This window comes from Spirosoma aerolatum, from assembly GCF_002056795.1.
GTDB lineage: Bacteria > Bacteroidota > Bacteroidia > Cytophagales > Spirosomataceae > Spirosoma > Spirosoma aerolatum.
Genome location: NZ_CP020104.1, coordinates 1,008,443 through 1,024,852 on the forward strand (window position 1 = coordinate 1,008,443; position 16,410 = coordinate 1,024,852).

Here is a 16,410-nt window from a genome sequence, read left to right on the forward strand (position 1 = left end):
CTTTAAGTAGCGCCAATCAGATCGGCAAAACATCGACTTCCACCTGGAATGTATGCCTGCCTGTACTGAAAATGATTCCTTTTAGTGGTGAAACATCTCCGAAATCACGCCCCCAGGCGGTGGTGATGTGCCGCTCCTGCGGAATCATGTCATTGGTTGGATCGAAATCACACCAGCCAATCTCAGGGACATAAACCGATACCCAGGCATGAGTAGCGTCGGATCCCTGTAGCTTGGGTTCACCGGGTAGCGGTTGCGTTTCCAGATAGCCGCTAACGTATCGGGCCGCAAACCCTAAACTACGCAGGCAGGCAATGGTCAGATGCGAAAAGTCCTGACAGACCCCTTTTTTTTCGCGCAGTACGGTTTTCAAAGGTGTATAAATGGTCGTAAAGCCGGGCACGTAGGTAAAGTCGCGATAAATTTTCTGACAAAGAAGCCGGGCGCTGTCATAAAAGGACGCCTGATCGTTAAAACAGTCGACACCGAACTGCCTGATTTCGTCGTCCCAATGAACAAAGGGACTGGGAAGCATATAGTCCAGCAACTCATTGCGGAGTGTCCGATCGGTTTGTAGTCTTTTTCGTACTGCTCCATTGGTTAGCGACGAACGGGTGGGGTTTCCAGCGTGCGTTTGAAGCGTACTTTTCGCAATAATAACGAGTTTGTTATGCGGCTTATAGATCGAAAAATAATGCGTGGTATTGCCATAAAAATCGATTCGTGAATCAATCTCGTCAGGAGTGGGGTAAATGGCCAGTGAGAAATCATGGCAGGTCTGATAGCCTATATTTTTCGGCATCACGCACGCCAATCCATGGTAATTATTCACGTTTTCGCTGTAATCGTATTGGGTTTTATGGAATACTCTATAATTCATTTACGATATCAACAATGGTTTCGGTAATGGAATGCTGCGTAGCTGTGTGATTGAAATATTGATTGGCAGTATAGCTGGAAACGTCGGCAATCAGTCCATATACCTGCGAAAGAATAGTACTCAGTTTTTCGTAAGCCTGTGTACTGGGTTCAACAGTCGCAATGTCGGATACATCAATTAGTTTAATTTGAGTAACCGCTTCCAGAATCGCCTTCCGGGATTTGCTCAGTCGTTCGGAAGCCTGGGGTAATTGACTAATGCTATAGTCCAGTGAATCAAGAAGGTAGGCCAGCGAGGAGGGGATCTGCCGATCCAGTAAAATCATATCCAGCACATATTCTTTTTCGAAGTTGGTTTTATAAATCGACCGGTAGTGCGATAAGGCAAAATGATTCATCAGTACCACTTCCAGCAATTCGCTTTCGATAATCGGCTCGGTCTTATTGCTGAAAATGGATTGCAGAATCGTGATTTTTGATAGAATCCGCTCGATTAGTTTTCCGGTCTCGAATAAATAGTAGCCATTGTTCCGGGGAATCGATTCGTTTACGATTCCGTAGAATGTAAACAGATTACTCTGCAAACTATTCAGGGTATTCTGAATATCGTTAGGGTTGTGACTGGCCTGTATTTGCTGAAGTTTCTGGTTGATGTGTTCAATAACATCGATTGTTCGCCAGGTTACGTTGTTCCAGCGTTCGCGGACGGCCATCATGGCTCTTAAAAATGAATTGACCGATGAGGTCACCGTACCGTTTTTATTGCTATTGGCAATACTGTCGGCAATGATGGGGAACGGGTTTTTGAAGTCATCCTTGTTCTCTTCCGAAAAACAGGGCTGAATCTGGATAAGGTTAGATACCGTTTTCAGCAGTATTTCAATGTGCTGTGTCTTATTTAGATTGCCGAAATTACGCTGGAGACTTAAAGCATTAAGCGTAAACATCAGAAAAGTAGTAGCATTCATACTTCGTTCGCTATAGCGAGCCGCCCAGTATAGGTTTTCGGCACTACGGCTTGGAAGTGATGCCTGCGTTTGGTGGTAAACAAAGCCGGGTAGTTTGACTCGTTCCCGAACCACTTCGGCTTCATCTGAAATAATCCAGGTGTCTTTCGAAACGCTACCGTACTGGTTTGAAAACGTGAATTTGCCTTTAAGCGCCGAACTACGGGTAAGGCCACCGTCCATCACCTGATACCCATTGGGCGTAGCCGTCAGAAAAGCACGAATGGCTGCGTAACGAGGCTCAATCTGCCCATCTACAAACGTGGGTGTGGTCGAAAAATTCACTTCTTCCTGAGCCACATATTCGGTCGGGTTTTGCAGAATCTGTTCCCGGAGCTGGTGTAGCTGCTCTTTGGCAAGCTCTTTGCCATATACCGACCGGAAGACCTGCTTACGATTCGCTTTTTTGATAATCAGACTGTCCAGATGGTCGAGTGTGTTCTGAAGTTCTTTAGGCTGACCGCACCACCAGGTAGCGACCGATGGCAGGATTAGTTCTTCGCCCAGAAAATAACGGCATAACGATGGCATAAATGCGTTAAAGGCCGAATTCTCAACCGCGCTGGTGCCTGGTGGGTTAATTACCATGACATTGCCGTTACGAATCACCTGGAGCAAGCCCGGAACGCCCAATTTTGAGTCGATTCGGAGTTCGAGCGGGTCGCACCATTCATCATCAATTCGTCGGATAATAATGTCGACTCGCTGAAGTCCATCGATGGCCTTTACCCAGACGCATCCATTTTTCACCACCAGATCGTCGCCCTGAACCAGTGTATAGCCCAGATAAGAAGCCAGGTACGCCTGCTCAAAGTAGGTTTCGTTATTAGGGCCAGGGGTTAAATAAACGACGTTCAGATAGTCGGACTTTTCACGAAAAACTTTAAAAATAGATTGCTGGGCTTGTGTGAAGAAAGGTGAAAGGCGACCAACATACATATCCCTTGCCAGTTCAGGCATAATTTTGCTGATAATGGCGCGGTTTTCCAGCGCGTAGCCTGAGCCCGATGGGGCCTGTGTTCGATTGTCAACTACCCACATTCGCCCATCAGGGCCGCGAGCCATATCGGCGGCATACATGACCAACTGATTCTGGGTCGGTAGTTTTACATCGTAGCAGGAGCGAAAAAAACCAGTGTTTGTATAAATCAATTCGGCGGGCAATACCCGATCTTTCAGCATCTTCCGCTCACCGTACATATCCCGTAGAATCAAATCGAGTAGGATAGCCCGTTGCTGTAACCCTTTCGAGATCGCCTGCCACTCCCGCTGTTCAATTAAGAATGGGATTAAATCTAATTTCCAGGGACTATTGAGACCATCGGGATGCTGGTATATATTGTAGGTGACGCCGTTCTCACGAATCTTATTTTTTATCTCCTGCGAACGGTTCGCCAACTCGTCGGGGCCGATTTTTTCCAGTGACGAAAAGAGTTTCTGCCAATGACGCTTGATTGTCCCATTGCTGCCCAATACTTCGTCGTAGGTGTTCAGCTTTGTGCGGTATAGGTCGAGTAGACTACTGACAGATTCTGAAACCATTACGTAATACGGATTATAGGCGAATATGGCAATGAAAGTAATTAGAGTGATAAAATTACCCCTATATTGTATTTGGCCAACTTTTTTAAGGTTATTATTGGATTAAATAAAATTTTGTTTGTAAGAGTGCAATTTTTAGTGGCTTAAAAGCAGTCGGGCCAGCATCGTAAAGATGCTGGCCCGACTGCCGTTTGTATAAGTAAAATTCGGTATGTGTACAATGATTTAATCGACCATGCTTAATTTGACCGTATTGGTCCGGCGAGACTGGGTTAACGGCATGCTGAGGGTATTGATAAAAATATCACCTGATTGCAGTTTTCCCTGTCCAATCAGTGTTTGTTTGATACCTTCCACCGTTTGATCGACCGTCAGGTCCAGATCGGGTTCATACGGCATAACCTGAACTCCCCAGTACAACCCTAGCGTGTTCCGTAACTGAGCATCATTCGAAAACACATATAAATCCGCTTTGGGACGGTGGTGCGAGATCCGTACAGCCGTATAGCCTGAGTTGGTAATACCAATAATGGCCTTGGCTTTGGTATCGCGGGCCAGTCGGCAGGCGCTCATAACCACATTGTCGTTCAGGACATTATCGGTAGGCTCCTCGTTGACGTGCGCATGGTAGCGATAGTAAATTTTGTCGGAGGTAGCTTCTACCTGTCGGATGGTGTTAGCCATACTTTCAACCGCCAGTATAGGATATTTGCCGGATGCCGTTTCAGCGCTGAGCATAACGGCATCGGCGCCATCCAGTACTGAGTTGGCAATGTCGTTAATTTCGGCGCGGGTTGGCCGTGGGGCATCGATCATGCTTTCGAGCATCTGCGTAGCCACAATAACGGGTTTGGCCGCCTTGTTACACTTCTCAACCAGCATTTTCTGAATCATTGGCACCTCTTCGGCGGGTAGCTCAACCCCCAGATCACCACGGGCAACCATCAGACCATCCGTAGCAGCCACAATGGAGTCGATGTTCTGAATGGCTTCGGGCTTTTCAATCTTAGCGATAACCCGGCATTTCTTACCCTGCGATTTGATGTATTCTTTAATCTCCAGAATTTCAGAGGCTTCCCGCACAAAAGAGAGCGCAATCCACTCAACCTCATGCTCAAGGCCAAATTTTAGATCAGCCCAGTCTTTGTCGGTAACGGCAGGCATCGACACTTTGGTATTCGGCAGGTTCACCCCTTTTTTGGATTTCATTGGACCTCCGTATACTACTTCTGTAACTACGTCGGTTCCTTCGGTGCGCAGGACGCGAACCTCCAGCTTGCCATCGTCCATAAGGATACGCTCGCCGGGATGAACATCCTTATACATATCTTTATAAGGTGTACTGACGCGTTCGGCCGTCCCCATAATATCGTCGTTGGTAAAGACCAGCTCCTGACCGGGTACAATCATGACGCCATCTTTATTCTCCACGTTACCGATTCGGATTTTCGGACCTTGTAAATCCTGAAGAACACAGAGGTTCAGGTTGTACTCCTGGTTGATTTCGCGAATACGGTTCAGCCGCATTAGGTGGTCTTCATGCGTACCGTGGGAGAAATTGAGTCGGAACACATTTACCCCGGCTTTGGCTAATGCCAGCAACTGCTCTTTGGTTTCGGAAGCCGGGCCAATGGTGGCCACAATTTTGGTTTTCTTAGACATAGGATGGGAAAAATTGGGCAAAATTGGCCAAAGCCGGTGCAAAAATAACCGGATGCCCTAAAAAACGGTCGTATTCATCGAAATTTTACAGTAATGATGCGTATTACAAACAATCCACATCGGCCACGATGCTTACCTGACGCAACCCTTTGTCGGTCAGAATGTCGTTGATCCGATCCTGAATGTAGGTTTTAACCGCTTTGATGTTGACCTTATCCCGCTCAATTTTAATCAGAATGTCGAACAGAAACTGGTTACGAATCCGTTCAACCAGAGGTTCTTCGGGACCCAGCACGCGACTACTGCCCAGCACATCCGTTAATTCGGCGGCCAGTCGTTCGGCAGCCTGATGGCTGATGAGTTTATCCGTATGCCGGATGGTCAGCTTAATGAGCCGGGAGAAAGGCGGATAGTTGAAATCCTGCCGCTCCTGAATTTCTTCGTCGTACAAGCCCTTATAATCATTGGTAATGATCTTTTGCAGGATCGGCTGTTGAGGATTATTCGTTTGAATAAGTACCGTTCCCTGCCGACCGGCCCGTCGACCGGCCCGACCACTTACCTGCGTGAGCATCTGGAAAGCCCGTTCGGTAGCCCGAAAATCCGGGAAGTGAATCAGGCGGTCGGCATCGAAAATACCGACCAGGCTCACATTATCGAAGTCGAGCCCTTTGGTGATCATTTGCGTACCCACCAGAATATCGACTTGGCCACCTTCAAATTCCTGGATAATTTGCTGGTAAGCGTTTTTAGCGCGAGTCGTATCCAGATCCATTCGTAACACCCGCGACGACGGAAAAATAATCTGAAGCTGATCTTCCAGTTTTTCTGTTCCGAACCCAATGGTCCGGACTTTGGTAGAGCCGCAGCTAGGGCAGGTACGTGGTACCGCTTCCTTATGGCCGCAGTAATGACAGCGCAGCTCGGCATCGCGCTGGTGATAGGTCAGGCTAACGGCACAGTTCTGGCATTCGGCTGTCCAGTCGCAATCTTCACATTGCATATAGGGCGAATAGCCGCGTCGATTCTGGAACAAAATGCTTTGCTCTTTTCGCTCCAGGTTCATCTCCAGAGCTCCAAGCAGGGCCGACGAAAATTCGTTCTTCATCGTCTTTTGCCGTTTTTCCTGCTGGGTGTTTACCAGTACAATGTTGGGCAACGTAGCATCGCCAAATCGCTGGAATAGTTCAACAAGTCCATACCGGCCTTGTTTGGCCTGAAAATAGGTTTCGAGGGAGGGCGTAGCCGATCCCAGTAGTACTTTAGCCTGTTGCCAATGCGCCAGCATAATCGCTACGTCGCGGGCATGATAACGAGGAGCGGGGTCGTGCTGCTTATAACTCGTTTCATGTTCCTCATCGACAATAATCAGCCCCAGGTTATCGAACGGGAGAAACACCGACGACCGTACACCAACCACGAACTGATACTGCCCTGATACAACACCTTTCCAGACCTCAACACGTTCATTGTCCGAAAACTTGGAATGGTAAATCCCCATTTTATCGCCAAAGACTCGCTGGAGCCGCACCACAATCTGGGCGGTCAGGGCAATTTCGGGTAGTAGATAAAGCACCTGCGAGCCCCCCAGCAGTGCCTGTTGAATAAGATCGATATAAATTTCGGTTTTACCACTCCCTGTAATCCCATGAAACAGGACAATATTCTGGTGAGCAAACTGCTGCATGATCTGGTTTGCCGCTGCCTGTTGGGCATCGGTCAACCGAATTTCTACCTGTGGGGCCAGGTTGTCCGAAAAGCGGGGCTGGATAACCTCAAAGGTTTCGAAAACGCCATTTTTGACCAGCGTCGACAGGGAGGATTGTGAAAGCTCGTCGTCCTGATTAAGAATCGTTTTATCCAGCCCTTTCTGATTCAGAGACGGGTCGCGTTGCATGGGAACATGCCGCAGGTAGCGCATCACCACTTCCTGCTGTTTAGGCAGTTTATCGAGCTGCTGAATCAGGGCCAACAATTGTTCCCGCTCTTCATAGTTCTGATGCAACCTGATTTTTCGAACCATTTTTGGGATGTATTTCTCCCGAACTTCTTCGAAAACGATAACGGCTTTCTTACCAACCAGCGATTTGATCAGGGCAGGTACGTTGGTGCTCTCCCCAGCCAGACGTCCTAATTCTTCATACGAAAGAGCGGGATGCTTTTTGAGTTCGGTCAGCAACACCTCCTCAAATTCGGTCAGTAGCTCAGGGTAATCGAAATCAGGATTGAACTGCACCTTCGATTGACTCGATATTTTAAGACCCGACGGTAGGGCTACATTCATGACGTCACCGATGCAGCACATGTAGTATTCGGCCATCCATCGAAATAATTCCAATTGATAGCCAGTCACTAAGGGATACTCATCCAGCACTTCACTAATGTAACGTGCCTGATAGGCCGTAGGTGGTGAATTGTGTAGTTTGGCCACCACAGCCGTGAGCACCCGGCTATTTTTCTTGCCAAATGGAACAATCACTCTGGCACCAATTTTGAGAATGTCGGCCATTCCTCGAGGAACCCGATAGGTAAACAATTTTGGGACCGGAATTGGCAGAATTAAGTCGGCGAAGAAGGTGATTTCTTCACTTTCAAACGACGAAAATAACGTATTGAGCTGATTTTCCACTTGTTGGATACGGATGGACAGTAAATATACACAGAAACCCAAAGCGGTCTGGCAAGGCTTTTGTCATACGTACGTCTGTCAATTTTCTTTTTGTAAACAAAAAAATAGATAAAGAAAATCAAAAAAAAATATGTCACTAGACAGATGGGATTATGTATTTGTCTGGTACTCAGTAAGCATTCCTTTTTCCAACAAAAATTTCTCAAATTATGAAGCTTGTCTACACACTACTATTCAACCGGTATGGGCGATGGTTAGTTGTTTGTTTTCTCTTTTTTAGCAGTACAATTACTACGCAGGCTCAGGTAAAAGGAGTTGTATTCCGAGACTTTGATTTGAATGGTGTTCGATCCGATACCCTGCCTATTGAAGTGGGGCTATCAGGCGTTGTCGTACTGGCTTTTGTCGATCAAAGTAAAACACCCGTATCGACAACTACGGCATCCGACGGTTCGTACGCATTTAATAGTAGTGATGTACCGGCTGGCTTACCCGTTCGGGTTGAATTCAGGAATTTTGCTTCGGGCGATTATAATGGGCCCTATGGAGCTGGTAGTGGTACCAGTGTTCAATTTACGAAAGCTCCGGCAGAACATATTAATCTTGGTGTTAACTATCCCGCCGACTATTGTCAGTCGAGCGGCTTAAAATTAGTAACCCCCTGTTACGTAAATGGAAATTCACAAATAACCACCGATAAGGATGGCAATCCAGTACCAGACGATAAGCAGGCGGCTCATGGCGACGCATTAGTAAGCTTTGCCTATGAATCCTCTGGTGTGGCCGGACCGGGTAATTTTATGCCTACCCACCTGGCATCGGCTGGCGAAGTAGGAGCGATCTGGGCGCTTGCCTACCAGCGACGGAATAAAACTGTTTTTAGCGCTGCGGTTGTCAAGCGACATGCAAGCTTTGGTCCGGCAGGCCCAGGCGGGATTTATAAAACAGACATCGTTGCGGGTACGACCACAACATTTATGTCGGTGAGCTCTGTGGGTATCGATGTGGGTGAGGACCCCCATCAGGATCCGTTAGCGAATCTGTTTGGCGATAAAACCCAGACCAGTGCCGACCCTAGTTCGATGACGGCTATGGGCCGTATGAGTTTTGGTGGCATGGATATGTCAGAGGACGACAAGACGCTCTATTTTGTTAACCTTAAAGATCGGAAAGTCTATGGCTTGTTGGTTGGGTCGCCAGCGGTAGCTCCTACGTCGGCAGCCGCCGTTAAGTCATGGGATATTCCGAACCCGGGTTGTTCAAATGGTGATTTTCGCCCCTGGGCCCTGAAAGTATACCATGGAGCGGTGTATATCGGAGTCATTTGTTCAGCCGAAACGTCGCAGTTGCAAAGTGATTTGAAAGCGACGATTTATCGTTTTGATCCCAATGCGGCTACGCCGGTATTTACAGAAGTTCTTTCATTTCCACTTGATTTTCGCCGTGGTTCGGCCGACTTGACGGGCACCTGTATTCAGTACGATCACTGGCTTCCCTGGACTGAAAACTGGCCTGCTGCCTGTGGTATCGGCCCTGACCCTAAATTTGTCATGTATCCACAGCCGATTTTATCGGATCTGGCCTTTGACGACGATGGCTCCATGCTGATTGGTTTTCTGGATCGTTTCGGCCATCTCGCTGGTGTGGCTAACCATGACCCCAGCGGTAATGGCTTATATGATGGATTTACGGGTGGCGATCTGCTACGGGCGTATAACGACAATGGCACATTCAGGCTGGAGCAGAACGGGAAAGCCGGTAATCTGACCGGTTCAGGCGTTGGTAATAATGAAGGGCCTGATGGTGGCGAGTTTTACGGAAAAGATCGCTGGATGTTTTTTGGCAATGTAGCTCATGCAGAAATCACAAACGGTGCCTTAACCAAAGTGCCGGGTTATGATGATGTTATAACATCAGCGTTTGACCCCATTACTGATGTGTATCAATCGGGGGGCTTGAAAGCCTTTAATGTCAAAACAGGAGCCGAAAATCGGAATTATGTTTTATACACAATTAATCCTGGCTCATTCGGAAAAGCATCAGGATTAGGCGATAATCAGCCGCTTTGCGACCCGGCTCCTGTCGAAATTGGGAACCGGTTGTGGTTCGATGATAACCGCGATGGTATTCAGGACGCCTATGAACCCGGTATCGACGGCATTGTACTAACCCTGCACGACATGCAGGCAGGTGGGGCCCAGATTGCTTCTCAGAAAACCCACGATGGCGGTCAGTTTTATTTTAATAGTACCACAGTACCTGGCGGACTCCAGTTTGGACATAGCTATGAGATTCGGATGGATACGACTCAGTTACCGCTGCTTGACATAACACTGGCCGGTACCAAACCGATAATCCCAGCCGGTTCGGGTGGACGCCTGGCTGCACGTGGTGCCCGGCTGTCGGCGCCGACCTCACAACGCTACTACTCACTGTCGCCAGCCAATCGTGGCAACTTTACGGATGCTTATCTCCGGGATTCTGATGCGAGTCTGGTTGGTGGTTCGGCCGTAATTGCCGTAACGACGCTTGATGCCGGGCAGAATGACTTTACCAATGATTTATCAATTTATTCCTGTCCGCAGTTAAAAAATGAAAAAGACACCATTGCTGTCTGTACAGGAGTACCTATTGATTCCATCGCTGCGGTTGGCAACTATTTCAGCCGTGTTGATTCGGTTCGCTTTGTTCTGTTTACGAGCCCTCAATCAGGAACGGCTATGTATGGCAACACGGGTACTGTGCTGGGAACGGTAAAGCCCGATGCGAATAATCGGGCGGTATTGTATAGCCCAAGTATAAATACGACCAATACTACAGCCGACATATCCCGACAGTACGTTTATGCGATCATCTATCCGACGCCTGAAAATCCAGCATGTCGACAAGAAGGCGAAACCGTTATCGAAATCACGCCAGCATTATCCGTAACGGCCGCCGGGGGCAAGCTGACCTGCTCTGTCAAATCAGTAACGCTAACTGCACAGGCTATTTTTAGCAATGGATCGGCTGCTCCCAATGTAATCTATTCATGGGCAGGCCCCAATAGCTTTACCAGTGCGGTTCAGAATCCTGTTGTATCGGAAGCCGGGACATACACAGTAACAATCAGTAGCACCGATTGCCCTAATGCCTTTACAACAGCTACTGCCGTAGTGACGGCTGATACCACCAAGCCAGTTCTGGAAGCTTATGGAGCGGCACTGGCCTGTAAAGGTTGCACGGCGATCTTGTTTGCAGATGCCCCCGGAGCTACTTTATTCTGGACAGGCCCTAACTCATTCACCAGCACCGAAGCTGAGCCTGAAGTAACGCTGGCAGGTGATTATACCGTCGTGGCTACGGGTGTAAATGGCTGTAAGATCGACCTTTCCGTTGAAGTTCAGCCGGTTACCGACGATCCATGCCCACCTCTATCAATCACCGCTACAGAAGGTAAATTGACCTGCTCAGTTCTATCAGTAACCCTTTCGGCACAGGCCAGTTTACAGGATGCAACAGTTCCGCCAAATCTGGTTTATAACTGGACTGGACCAGCTAGCTTTACCAGTTCCAGTCAGAATCCAGGTGTATCGGTACCCGGCAATTACACCGTAATCGCTTACACACTTGATTGCCCCGATATTATTACATCGACCACGGTGGTTGTGACGGCCGATACCACCAAGCCGGTTCTGGAAGCGTATGGGGCGGCTATCCCCTGCAAAGGCTGTAGTGCTACGCTGTATGCCAATGCGCCGGGAGCTACTTTACTCTGGAGTGGGCCTAATGGATTTACCAGCACCGAAGCCGAGCCCGAAGTGACTGTACCCGGCGATTATACCGTTGTTGCTACGGGAACCAATGGCTGTAAAATTGATCTTACGGTTGAAGTGTCACCACCGGACGGCGACGACCCCTGTACGGGGCGGGAACCCAAATGCTTGCCGATACTGGTGCGCCGACTCAAATAACCTATTATTCGTATCATCCAGTAAATGCAACAGGGTCTGTACATAACGTGCAGACCCTGTTGCATTTACTCAATTTAGCTCATACATCTATGGATATAGTGTGTGCTGTGCTCAGTTAGGAGTAGGATACATTAAGTTCACAGTTTGAATATCAATTTGCGACAGGCCATTCCGCTGGCTGGTAAATGTTGACCCGTCTTTTTTAGTAATTGTAGGCAGTCCGTTTTTGGAGAAATCGTATGAGCCATACATCATAATTGACCCAAAATCAAGGCCTCCTTCCGAATCGAAGCCATCTGTGCCTCGTTGTACGTAGGTCTGAAAATCGGTCTCGTAGCCCGTAATAATATTGCTTGTGTTGATGTTTACATACGTATCACGGTCAGCGCGGCTATGTTCGTGCCAGAGGCCAACGGTGTGGCCTATTTCATGAATTGTGTTGCCAGTGGTGCAGGAGCTAGCCAGGTTTATGTACTGAACGCTACCCACGTACCCAACATTCGCTGAGCATCCTGAGCCCGTTTGAAACAGTACATATCCTCGCTGTGTAGTTCGTTCAACAAATCGAATGGGCGTATTGGCTTCCCAATGAGCAATAGCGGCCAGCACGCGCGACGGATTGGGTAGGGAAGGACTGATGGAATAATAGACAATTTTATTGGGCCAGCGCGAAGACGCTTTTGTTCGGCCAGTTCCTTCTATCTGTAAATCATCAGCCTGGCGTAAATCATGTTCCGACAAAAGAATGTCGTTCTCGAATACAGCCTGATCACCAAACAACTGATAAGTCACGGTTTTTCCGTTGAGTTTGGTGGTCTGAATGGATCCCCGCTGATTGGGGAAAGCTTCTTCGGGGCGTGTAATAGCAGAAGTCGGCTTTACGCTCTGTAAGTCGTGTTCGGTAGCTTCTGGCGAACAACTGATTGAAAGTACGGTTAGTGTGTAAAAAAGTGAATAGGATAGTTTGTTTTTCATAATTGTGCAGTATTAAGTTGTCGTGACCAAATAACATTAACTGCATAATAAATGTTAATATATATATTAAGCGGTTAATAAATCGCATATTTGATTACTTATAAGTTACCATAAAAAAACTATACCTATATATGAATATTTTGTTATATTATCGATATGGTTTACTTAATCCTACTTTACTAGTTGTTTCTATCATTTAATCAGGCTCCTATTGCCCAGATCAGGAATCTTTGCGAAACACTCTTCGTTGCTTTTTTGACTACCATTACCTGCGTACGTACGGCTGGAAACAAGTTATTGGATTGGTCACCAGAAAAAGACAGATTTTTTTAGCAAATCATGCAATTGTTCGACGTCATTATTGTTGGCGGAGGTCCTTGTGGACTGGCAGCTGGTATCGAAGCAACCAAAGCGGGGTTGAGCCATTTAATTCTGGAGAAGGGAAGTCTTACGGAGTCGATTCGGCAGTACCCGCGCCGGATGCGCTTTTTCTCGACTGCCGAAAATATTGAAATTGGCGGTCTTCCATTCTCTATTTCGGACGTAAAAGCAAGTCGTAACGAAGCCTTACAGTATTACCGAAAAGCGGCTGCCTATTACAAACTGAATTTTAACGTATTTCAGGAGGTTTGGGATGTTAGGAAACAGGACGACCTGTTTACGGTTACAACAACGACTGGACAACAGTATCAGGCTCGTAAGGTGATCATGGCTACAGGCTATTTCACCCGTCCGCGCTGGCTCAACATTCCGGGCGAAAATCTGCCGCACGTATCGCATTACTACGACGAGCCCTTCAAATATTCGTTCACAAAAGTGGTCATCATCGGTGCGTCGAATTCGGCCGTTGAAGCCGCTCTGGAATTATACCGGCATGATGTTGATGTAACAGTAGTACATCGTGGCGAAGATTTTCGCAGCACAGTGAAATACTGGCTGGTTCCCGATGTAAAGAATCGGGTCAAAGAAGGGAAGATCAAGACGGTATTTAGCTGCTGTGTCACCCAAATCGACGAGCATTCGGTTACCGTCAACGATCTGAAAACCAGTGAGGAAATTCGCTTACCGGCCGATTTCGTGTTTATCCTGACTGGATACATCCCGGATGCTGACCTGCTGACTCGCTGCGGTATCGAGCTTAACCCCGAAACGCAGGTGCCTGTTTATAATAAGGAAACCTTTGAAACCAATATTCCCGGCTTGTATGTATGTGGTACGGTGCTGGCTGGTATCTATACCGAAAAGGTATTCATCGAAAACGGGCGAGAACATGCTCAGGCTATTATTGACCACATCATGGGCCGGGAGGTCCATAAAGTGGCAGCGCTTATTCAACGTATTTAACTACATTGGGTGAGTTCGTAATTTGGTGATTATAGCACTCAATCACGAACTCACCCAATCACTCAATGGGCTTAGTGAAGTGGCTTTACGGATACTTCTTTGAAATAAACGATGTCGTGCTCACCATGATTTTGTAGGCCTATGTACCCCGAATTGGGTCGGATACCCCGATAAGGCTCAAAGTCAAATTTACGGGGAGGCACTGGCCCGCCCTCCCGGTAATCGGTTACTTTTACCCCATTTACATAAACGATTGTGCGGGGACCATCCAGCGTGATATCCATCGTATTCCACTGCGGACCAGGTTTGCCAGGCTTTGCAAGGGGCTTGGTGAGCGAATAAAGGGTGCCTGTTACGTGGTATTCGTCTTCGTCAGAGGTTTCGGGATGGTTGTCAATCTGCACTTCGTAGCCATAATGCACGGGCATCCATTCTTCCCGTGGCTCAACGGGAATTCGGATGAAAACGCCAGCATTGCTGTTCTCTTTCTGCATTTTATAGACCACACGTAAGGTACAATTGCCGAATTTTTCTTTCGTGTAATAGAGCAATCCCATACCGCCTTTTCCGTGAATTAATCCCTTTTCGACCAGCATACTTCCTTTCCCAACGTGTTTCCAATCTGTCAGATCTTTTCCGTTAAATAAAGGTCGCCAGCCTGCATTAGCCGTAAGCTGAGTTGGTTGTGGGGGCCTGGAAAGAGAAGCATCTGAAGAAACGAAGGTGCCGCTTAGCAGAAAGAGGGCAATCAGAATTCCGTAAGGCATAGTTGTGGGTTTAAATACTTGATCTACTTGATTGACTATAAGTTAAGGACAGTGACGGATTTACTGTATAGAGCCTTTACTAGTATTTTTAGGCCCATTGGTACTTACTAGTGCAGGGTGCAGATAGACAGGACTTTACATTCGTTTTGGTATGTATACAGATTCATCACAACCGGACCGACGTTCGTTTCTCAAAATGGCTTTGGCAGGGACAGTCTCTGTGGCGGCTCCTAAGAGGTATACTGGAACAGGTTCGTTATTGCATTTACCGAGTCGGGTTCGGCTTAGTTGTAATCTGTATTCCTTCAATGAACCGTTGATGAGTAAACAGATGACGCTTGACGACGTGCTAGTCTACTGTGCAGAACTGGGCTTTGATGCCGTTGACCCAACCGCTTATTACTTTCCAGGCTACCCAACCCCTCCCAATGATGCCTATGTGTATCAGATCAAGCAAAAAGCCTTTCGACTGGGGCTCGACATTAGCGGAACGGGTGTACGAAATGATTTTACCTTACCCGACGCTACCCGCCGAAAAGCCGAAGTGGATCTGGTGACGAAATGGACCGATGTGGCCGCGCGTCTGGGGGCTCCTGTTGTACGGATTTTTGCAGGCCTGGGAAAAGAATTACCTGCCAGCTACAATCGGGAAGAGGTAACCGGATGGGTAGTCGATTCAATTCGTGCTTGTACCGACTATGCGGCCAGCCGGGGTGTAATGATCGTATTACAAAACCACGCTGATTTTATACAAACGGCCGATCATATATTGGACATCGTTCGTAAGGTCAACTCCGATTGGCTGGCGGTTAATCTGGACATTGGAAGTTTTAAAGTGGGCGATCCTTATGCACAAATCGCTCGTGTGGCACCGTATGCGGCAACATGGCAACTCAAAGAAAATCTGTTTGTTGATGGGCAAGAAGTTCCTACCGATCTGGCACGTGTTGTACGCATCGTGCGCGAGTCGGGGTATCGGGGCTATTTGCCCATCGAAACACTTGGAAAAGGAGATCCGAAAGTAAAAGTAGCGGCTTTTTTCGACAAGGTTAAAAAGGCATTAACAACGAACGGCTAAGTGAATCCACCTGTTATTTTTAATCGTAGAGTAGAATTGTTATTGCTCTTCAGGTAAAATTAGCTAAACTAGTTGTCTTTTATTTCGTTAGAAGCATTAGCGGCCATAAGGATTTACACAGAAATCATTAGTCCCTCATGACAACACAGAATCAACCGTTTGATGTTTTAGTAGTGGACGACGATCCATCTATTTATGACCTGTTGCATATGGTAGGGCAACGGGAATTTTCTGAAGCTACATTTAGAAGTGCTGCTACCCCTCAGGATGCGATCAATACGATCGATGAGCAATTTCCTCATCTGGTCTTATTAGATATCGATTTTCATCAGGAAAAGGATGGAATCGATTGGCTGCCCATGTTGCAGGCTCGCTTTCAGAAAAAAGTCCCTGTCGTTATTTTTTCGCAGTCCGATAGCCAGCAGCATATCCAGCAAGCCTATCAGGCTGGTGCGGTTGCCTATACGCAGAAGCCCGATGAGTTGAGAGGATGGAAAGACTATGTAGCAGCTATGAAAAAATTCTGGTACGAAACGGCCACTATTCCTCAATAGATTGACATTCCTTTCCAGGA

10 protein-coding genes are annotated in these 16,410 nt (G+C 47.4%); 4 read left to right on the top strand and 6 right to left on the bottom strand.

Annotation, left to right across the window (positions count from 1 at the left end; genetic code table 11):
• Window positions 1-16: 16 nt before the first annotated feature.
• From B5M13_RS04175 to priA, 4 genes are all read right to left on the bottom strand, one after another.
• Complete coding sequence (locus B5M13_RS04175; protein WP_080054441.1) at window positions 17-880, bottom strand: transglutaminase family protein; 864 nt, start codon at window positions 878-880, stop codon at window positions 17-19.
• A complete protein-coding gene (locus B5M13_RS04180; RefSeq protein ID WP_080054442.1) occupies window positions 870-3,428 on the bottom strand; it encodes a circularly permuted type 2 ATP-grasp protein in 2,559 nt (852 codons plus the stop codon). The genes B5M13_RS04175 and B5M13_RS04180 overlap by 11 nt, the downstream gene beginning before the upstream one ends.
• A gap of 225 nt (window positions 3,429-3,653) precedes the next feature.
• Complete coding sequence (pyk, locus tag B5M13_RS04185) at window positions 3,654-5,090, bottom strand: pyruvate kinase (RefSeq protein WP_080054443.1); 1,437 nt, start codon at window positions 5,088-5,090, stop codon at window positions 3,654-3,656.
• A gap of 103 nt (window positions 5,091-5,193) precedes the next feature.
• Complete coding sequence (gene priA / locus B5M13_RS04190) at window positions 5,194-7,719, bottom strand: replication restart helicase PriA (protein ID WP_080054444.1); 2,526 nt, start codon at window positions 7,717-7,719, stop codon at window positions 5,194-5,196.
• 209 nt (window positions 7,720-7,928) lie between these two features.
• Between priA and B5M13_RS04195 the strand changes: the two genes are divergently transcribed.
• Window positions 7,929-11,672 carry an SdrD B-like domain-containing protein gene (locus B5M13_RS04195; protein ID WP_080054445.1) on the top strand — a complete coding sequence of 1,248 codons (3,744 nt, stop codon included), beginning with the start codon at window positions 7,929-7,931 and terminating at the stop codon, window positions 11,670-11,672.
• Between the two features lie 111 nt (window positions 11,673-11,783).
• On the opposite strand, the gene B5M13_RS04200 is transcribed toward B5M13_RS04195, so the two are convergent.
• A complete protein-coding gene (locus B5M13_RS04200) occupies window positions 11,784-12,647 on the bottom strand; it encodes a M12 family metallopeptidase (protein ID WP_080054446.1) in 864 nt (287 codons plus the stop codon).
• Between the two features lie 339 nt (window positions 12,648-12,986).
• On the opposite strand from B5M13_RS04200, the gene B5M13_RS04205 reads away from it, so the two are divergent.
• Window positions 12,987-13,991, top strand: a complete 1,005-nt coding sequence (locus B5M13_RS04205) for a YpdA family putative bacillithiol disulfide reductase (protein ID WP_080054447.1) — start codon at window positions 12,987-12,989, stop codon at window positions 13,989-13,991.
• Between the two features lie 71 nt (window positions 13,992-14,062).
• On the opposite strand, the gene B5M13_RS04210 is transcribed toward B5M13_RS04205, so the two are convergent.
• The gene (locus B5M13_RS04210; RefSeq protein ID WP_155297180.1) at window positions 14,063-14,758 is read right to left on the bottom strand and encodes a 3-keto-disaccharide hydrolase; all 696 of its coding nucleotides are present in this window, start codon (window positions 14,756-14,758) and stop codon (window positions 14,063-14,065) included.
• Between the two features lie 319 nt (window positions 14,759-15,077).
• Here B5M13_RS04210 and B5M13_RS04215 point away from each other — a divergent pair, with 319 nt between their 5' ends.
• Window positions 15,078-15,836 (top strand): sugar phosphate isomerase/epimerase family protein, encoded by a 759-nt coding sequence (locus B5M13_RS04215; RefSeq protein ID WP_245859764.1) that lies wholly within the window; start codon window positions 15,078-15,080, stop codon window positions 15,834-15,836.
• Window positions 15,837-15,973: 137 nt separating this feature from the next.
• Window positions 15,974-16,390: a response regulator gene (locus B5M13_RS04220; protein ID WP_080054449.1), complete on the top strand. Its 417-nt coding sequence runs from the start codon at window positions 15,974-15,976 to the stop codon at window positions 16,388-16,390.
• The last annotated feature ends 20 nt before the right edge of the window (window positions 16,391-16,410 follow it).

Excerpts from the sequence above, each read along its gene's own strand:
- B5M13_RS04175 (WP_080054441.1), bottom strand. The coding sequence starts at position 880 with ATGAATTATAGAGTATTCCATAAAACCCAATACGATTACAGCGAAAAC.
- B5M13_RS04180 (WP_080054442.1), bottom strand. The coding sequence starts at position 3,428 with ATGGTTTCAGAATCTGTCAGTAGTCTACTCGACCTATACCGCACAAAG.
- pyk (WP_080054443.1), bottom strand. The coding sequence starts at position 5,090 with ATGTCTAAGAAAACCAAAATTGTGGCCACCATTGGCCCGGCTTCCGAA.
- B5M13_RS04195 (WP_080054445.1), top strand. The coding sequence starts at position 7,929 with ATGAAGCTTGTCTACACACTACTATTCAACCGGTATGGGCGATGGTTA.
- B5M13_RS04200 (WP_080054446.1), bottom strand. The coding sequence starts at position 12,647 with ATGAAAAACAAACTATCCTATTCACTTTTTTACACACTAACCGTACTT.
- B5M13_RS04205 (WP_080054447.1), top strand. The coding sequence starts at position 12,987 with ATGCAATTGTTCGACGTCATTATTGTTGGCGGAGGTCCTTGTGGACTG.
- B5M13_RS04210 (WP_155297180.1), bottom strand. The coding sequence starts at position 14,758 with ATGCCTTACGGAATTCTGATTGCCCTCTTTCTGCTAAGCGGCACCTTC.
- B5M13_RS04215 (WP_245859764.1), top strand. The coding sequence starts at position 15,078 with ATGAGTAAACAGATGACGCTTGACGACGTGCTAGTCTACTGTGCAGAA.
- B5M13_RS04220 (WP_080054449.1), top strand. The coding sequence starts at position 15,974 with ATGACAACACAGAATCAACCGTTTGATGTTTTAGTAGTGGACGACGAT.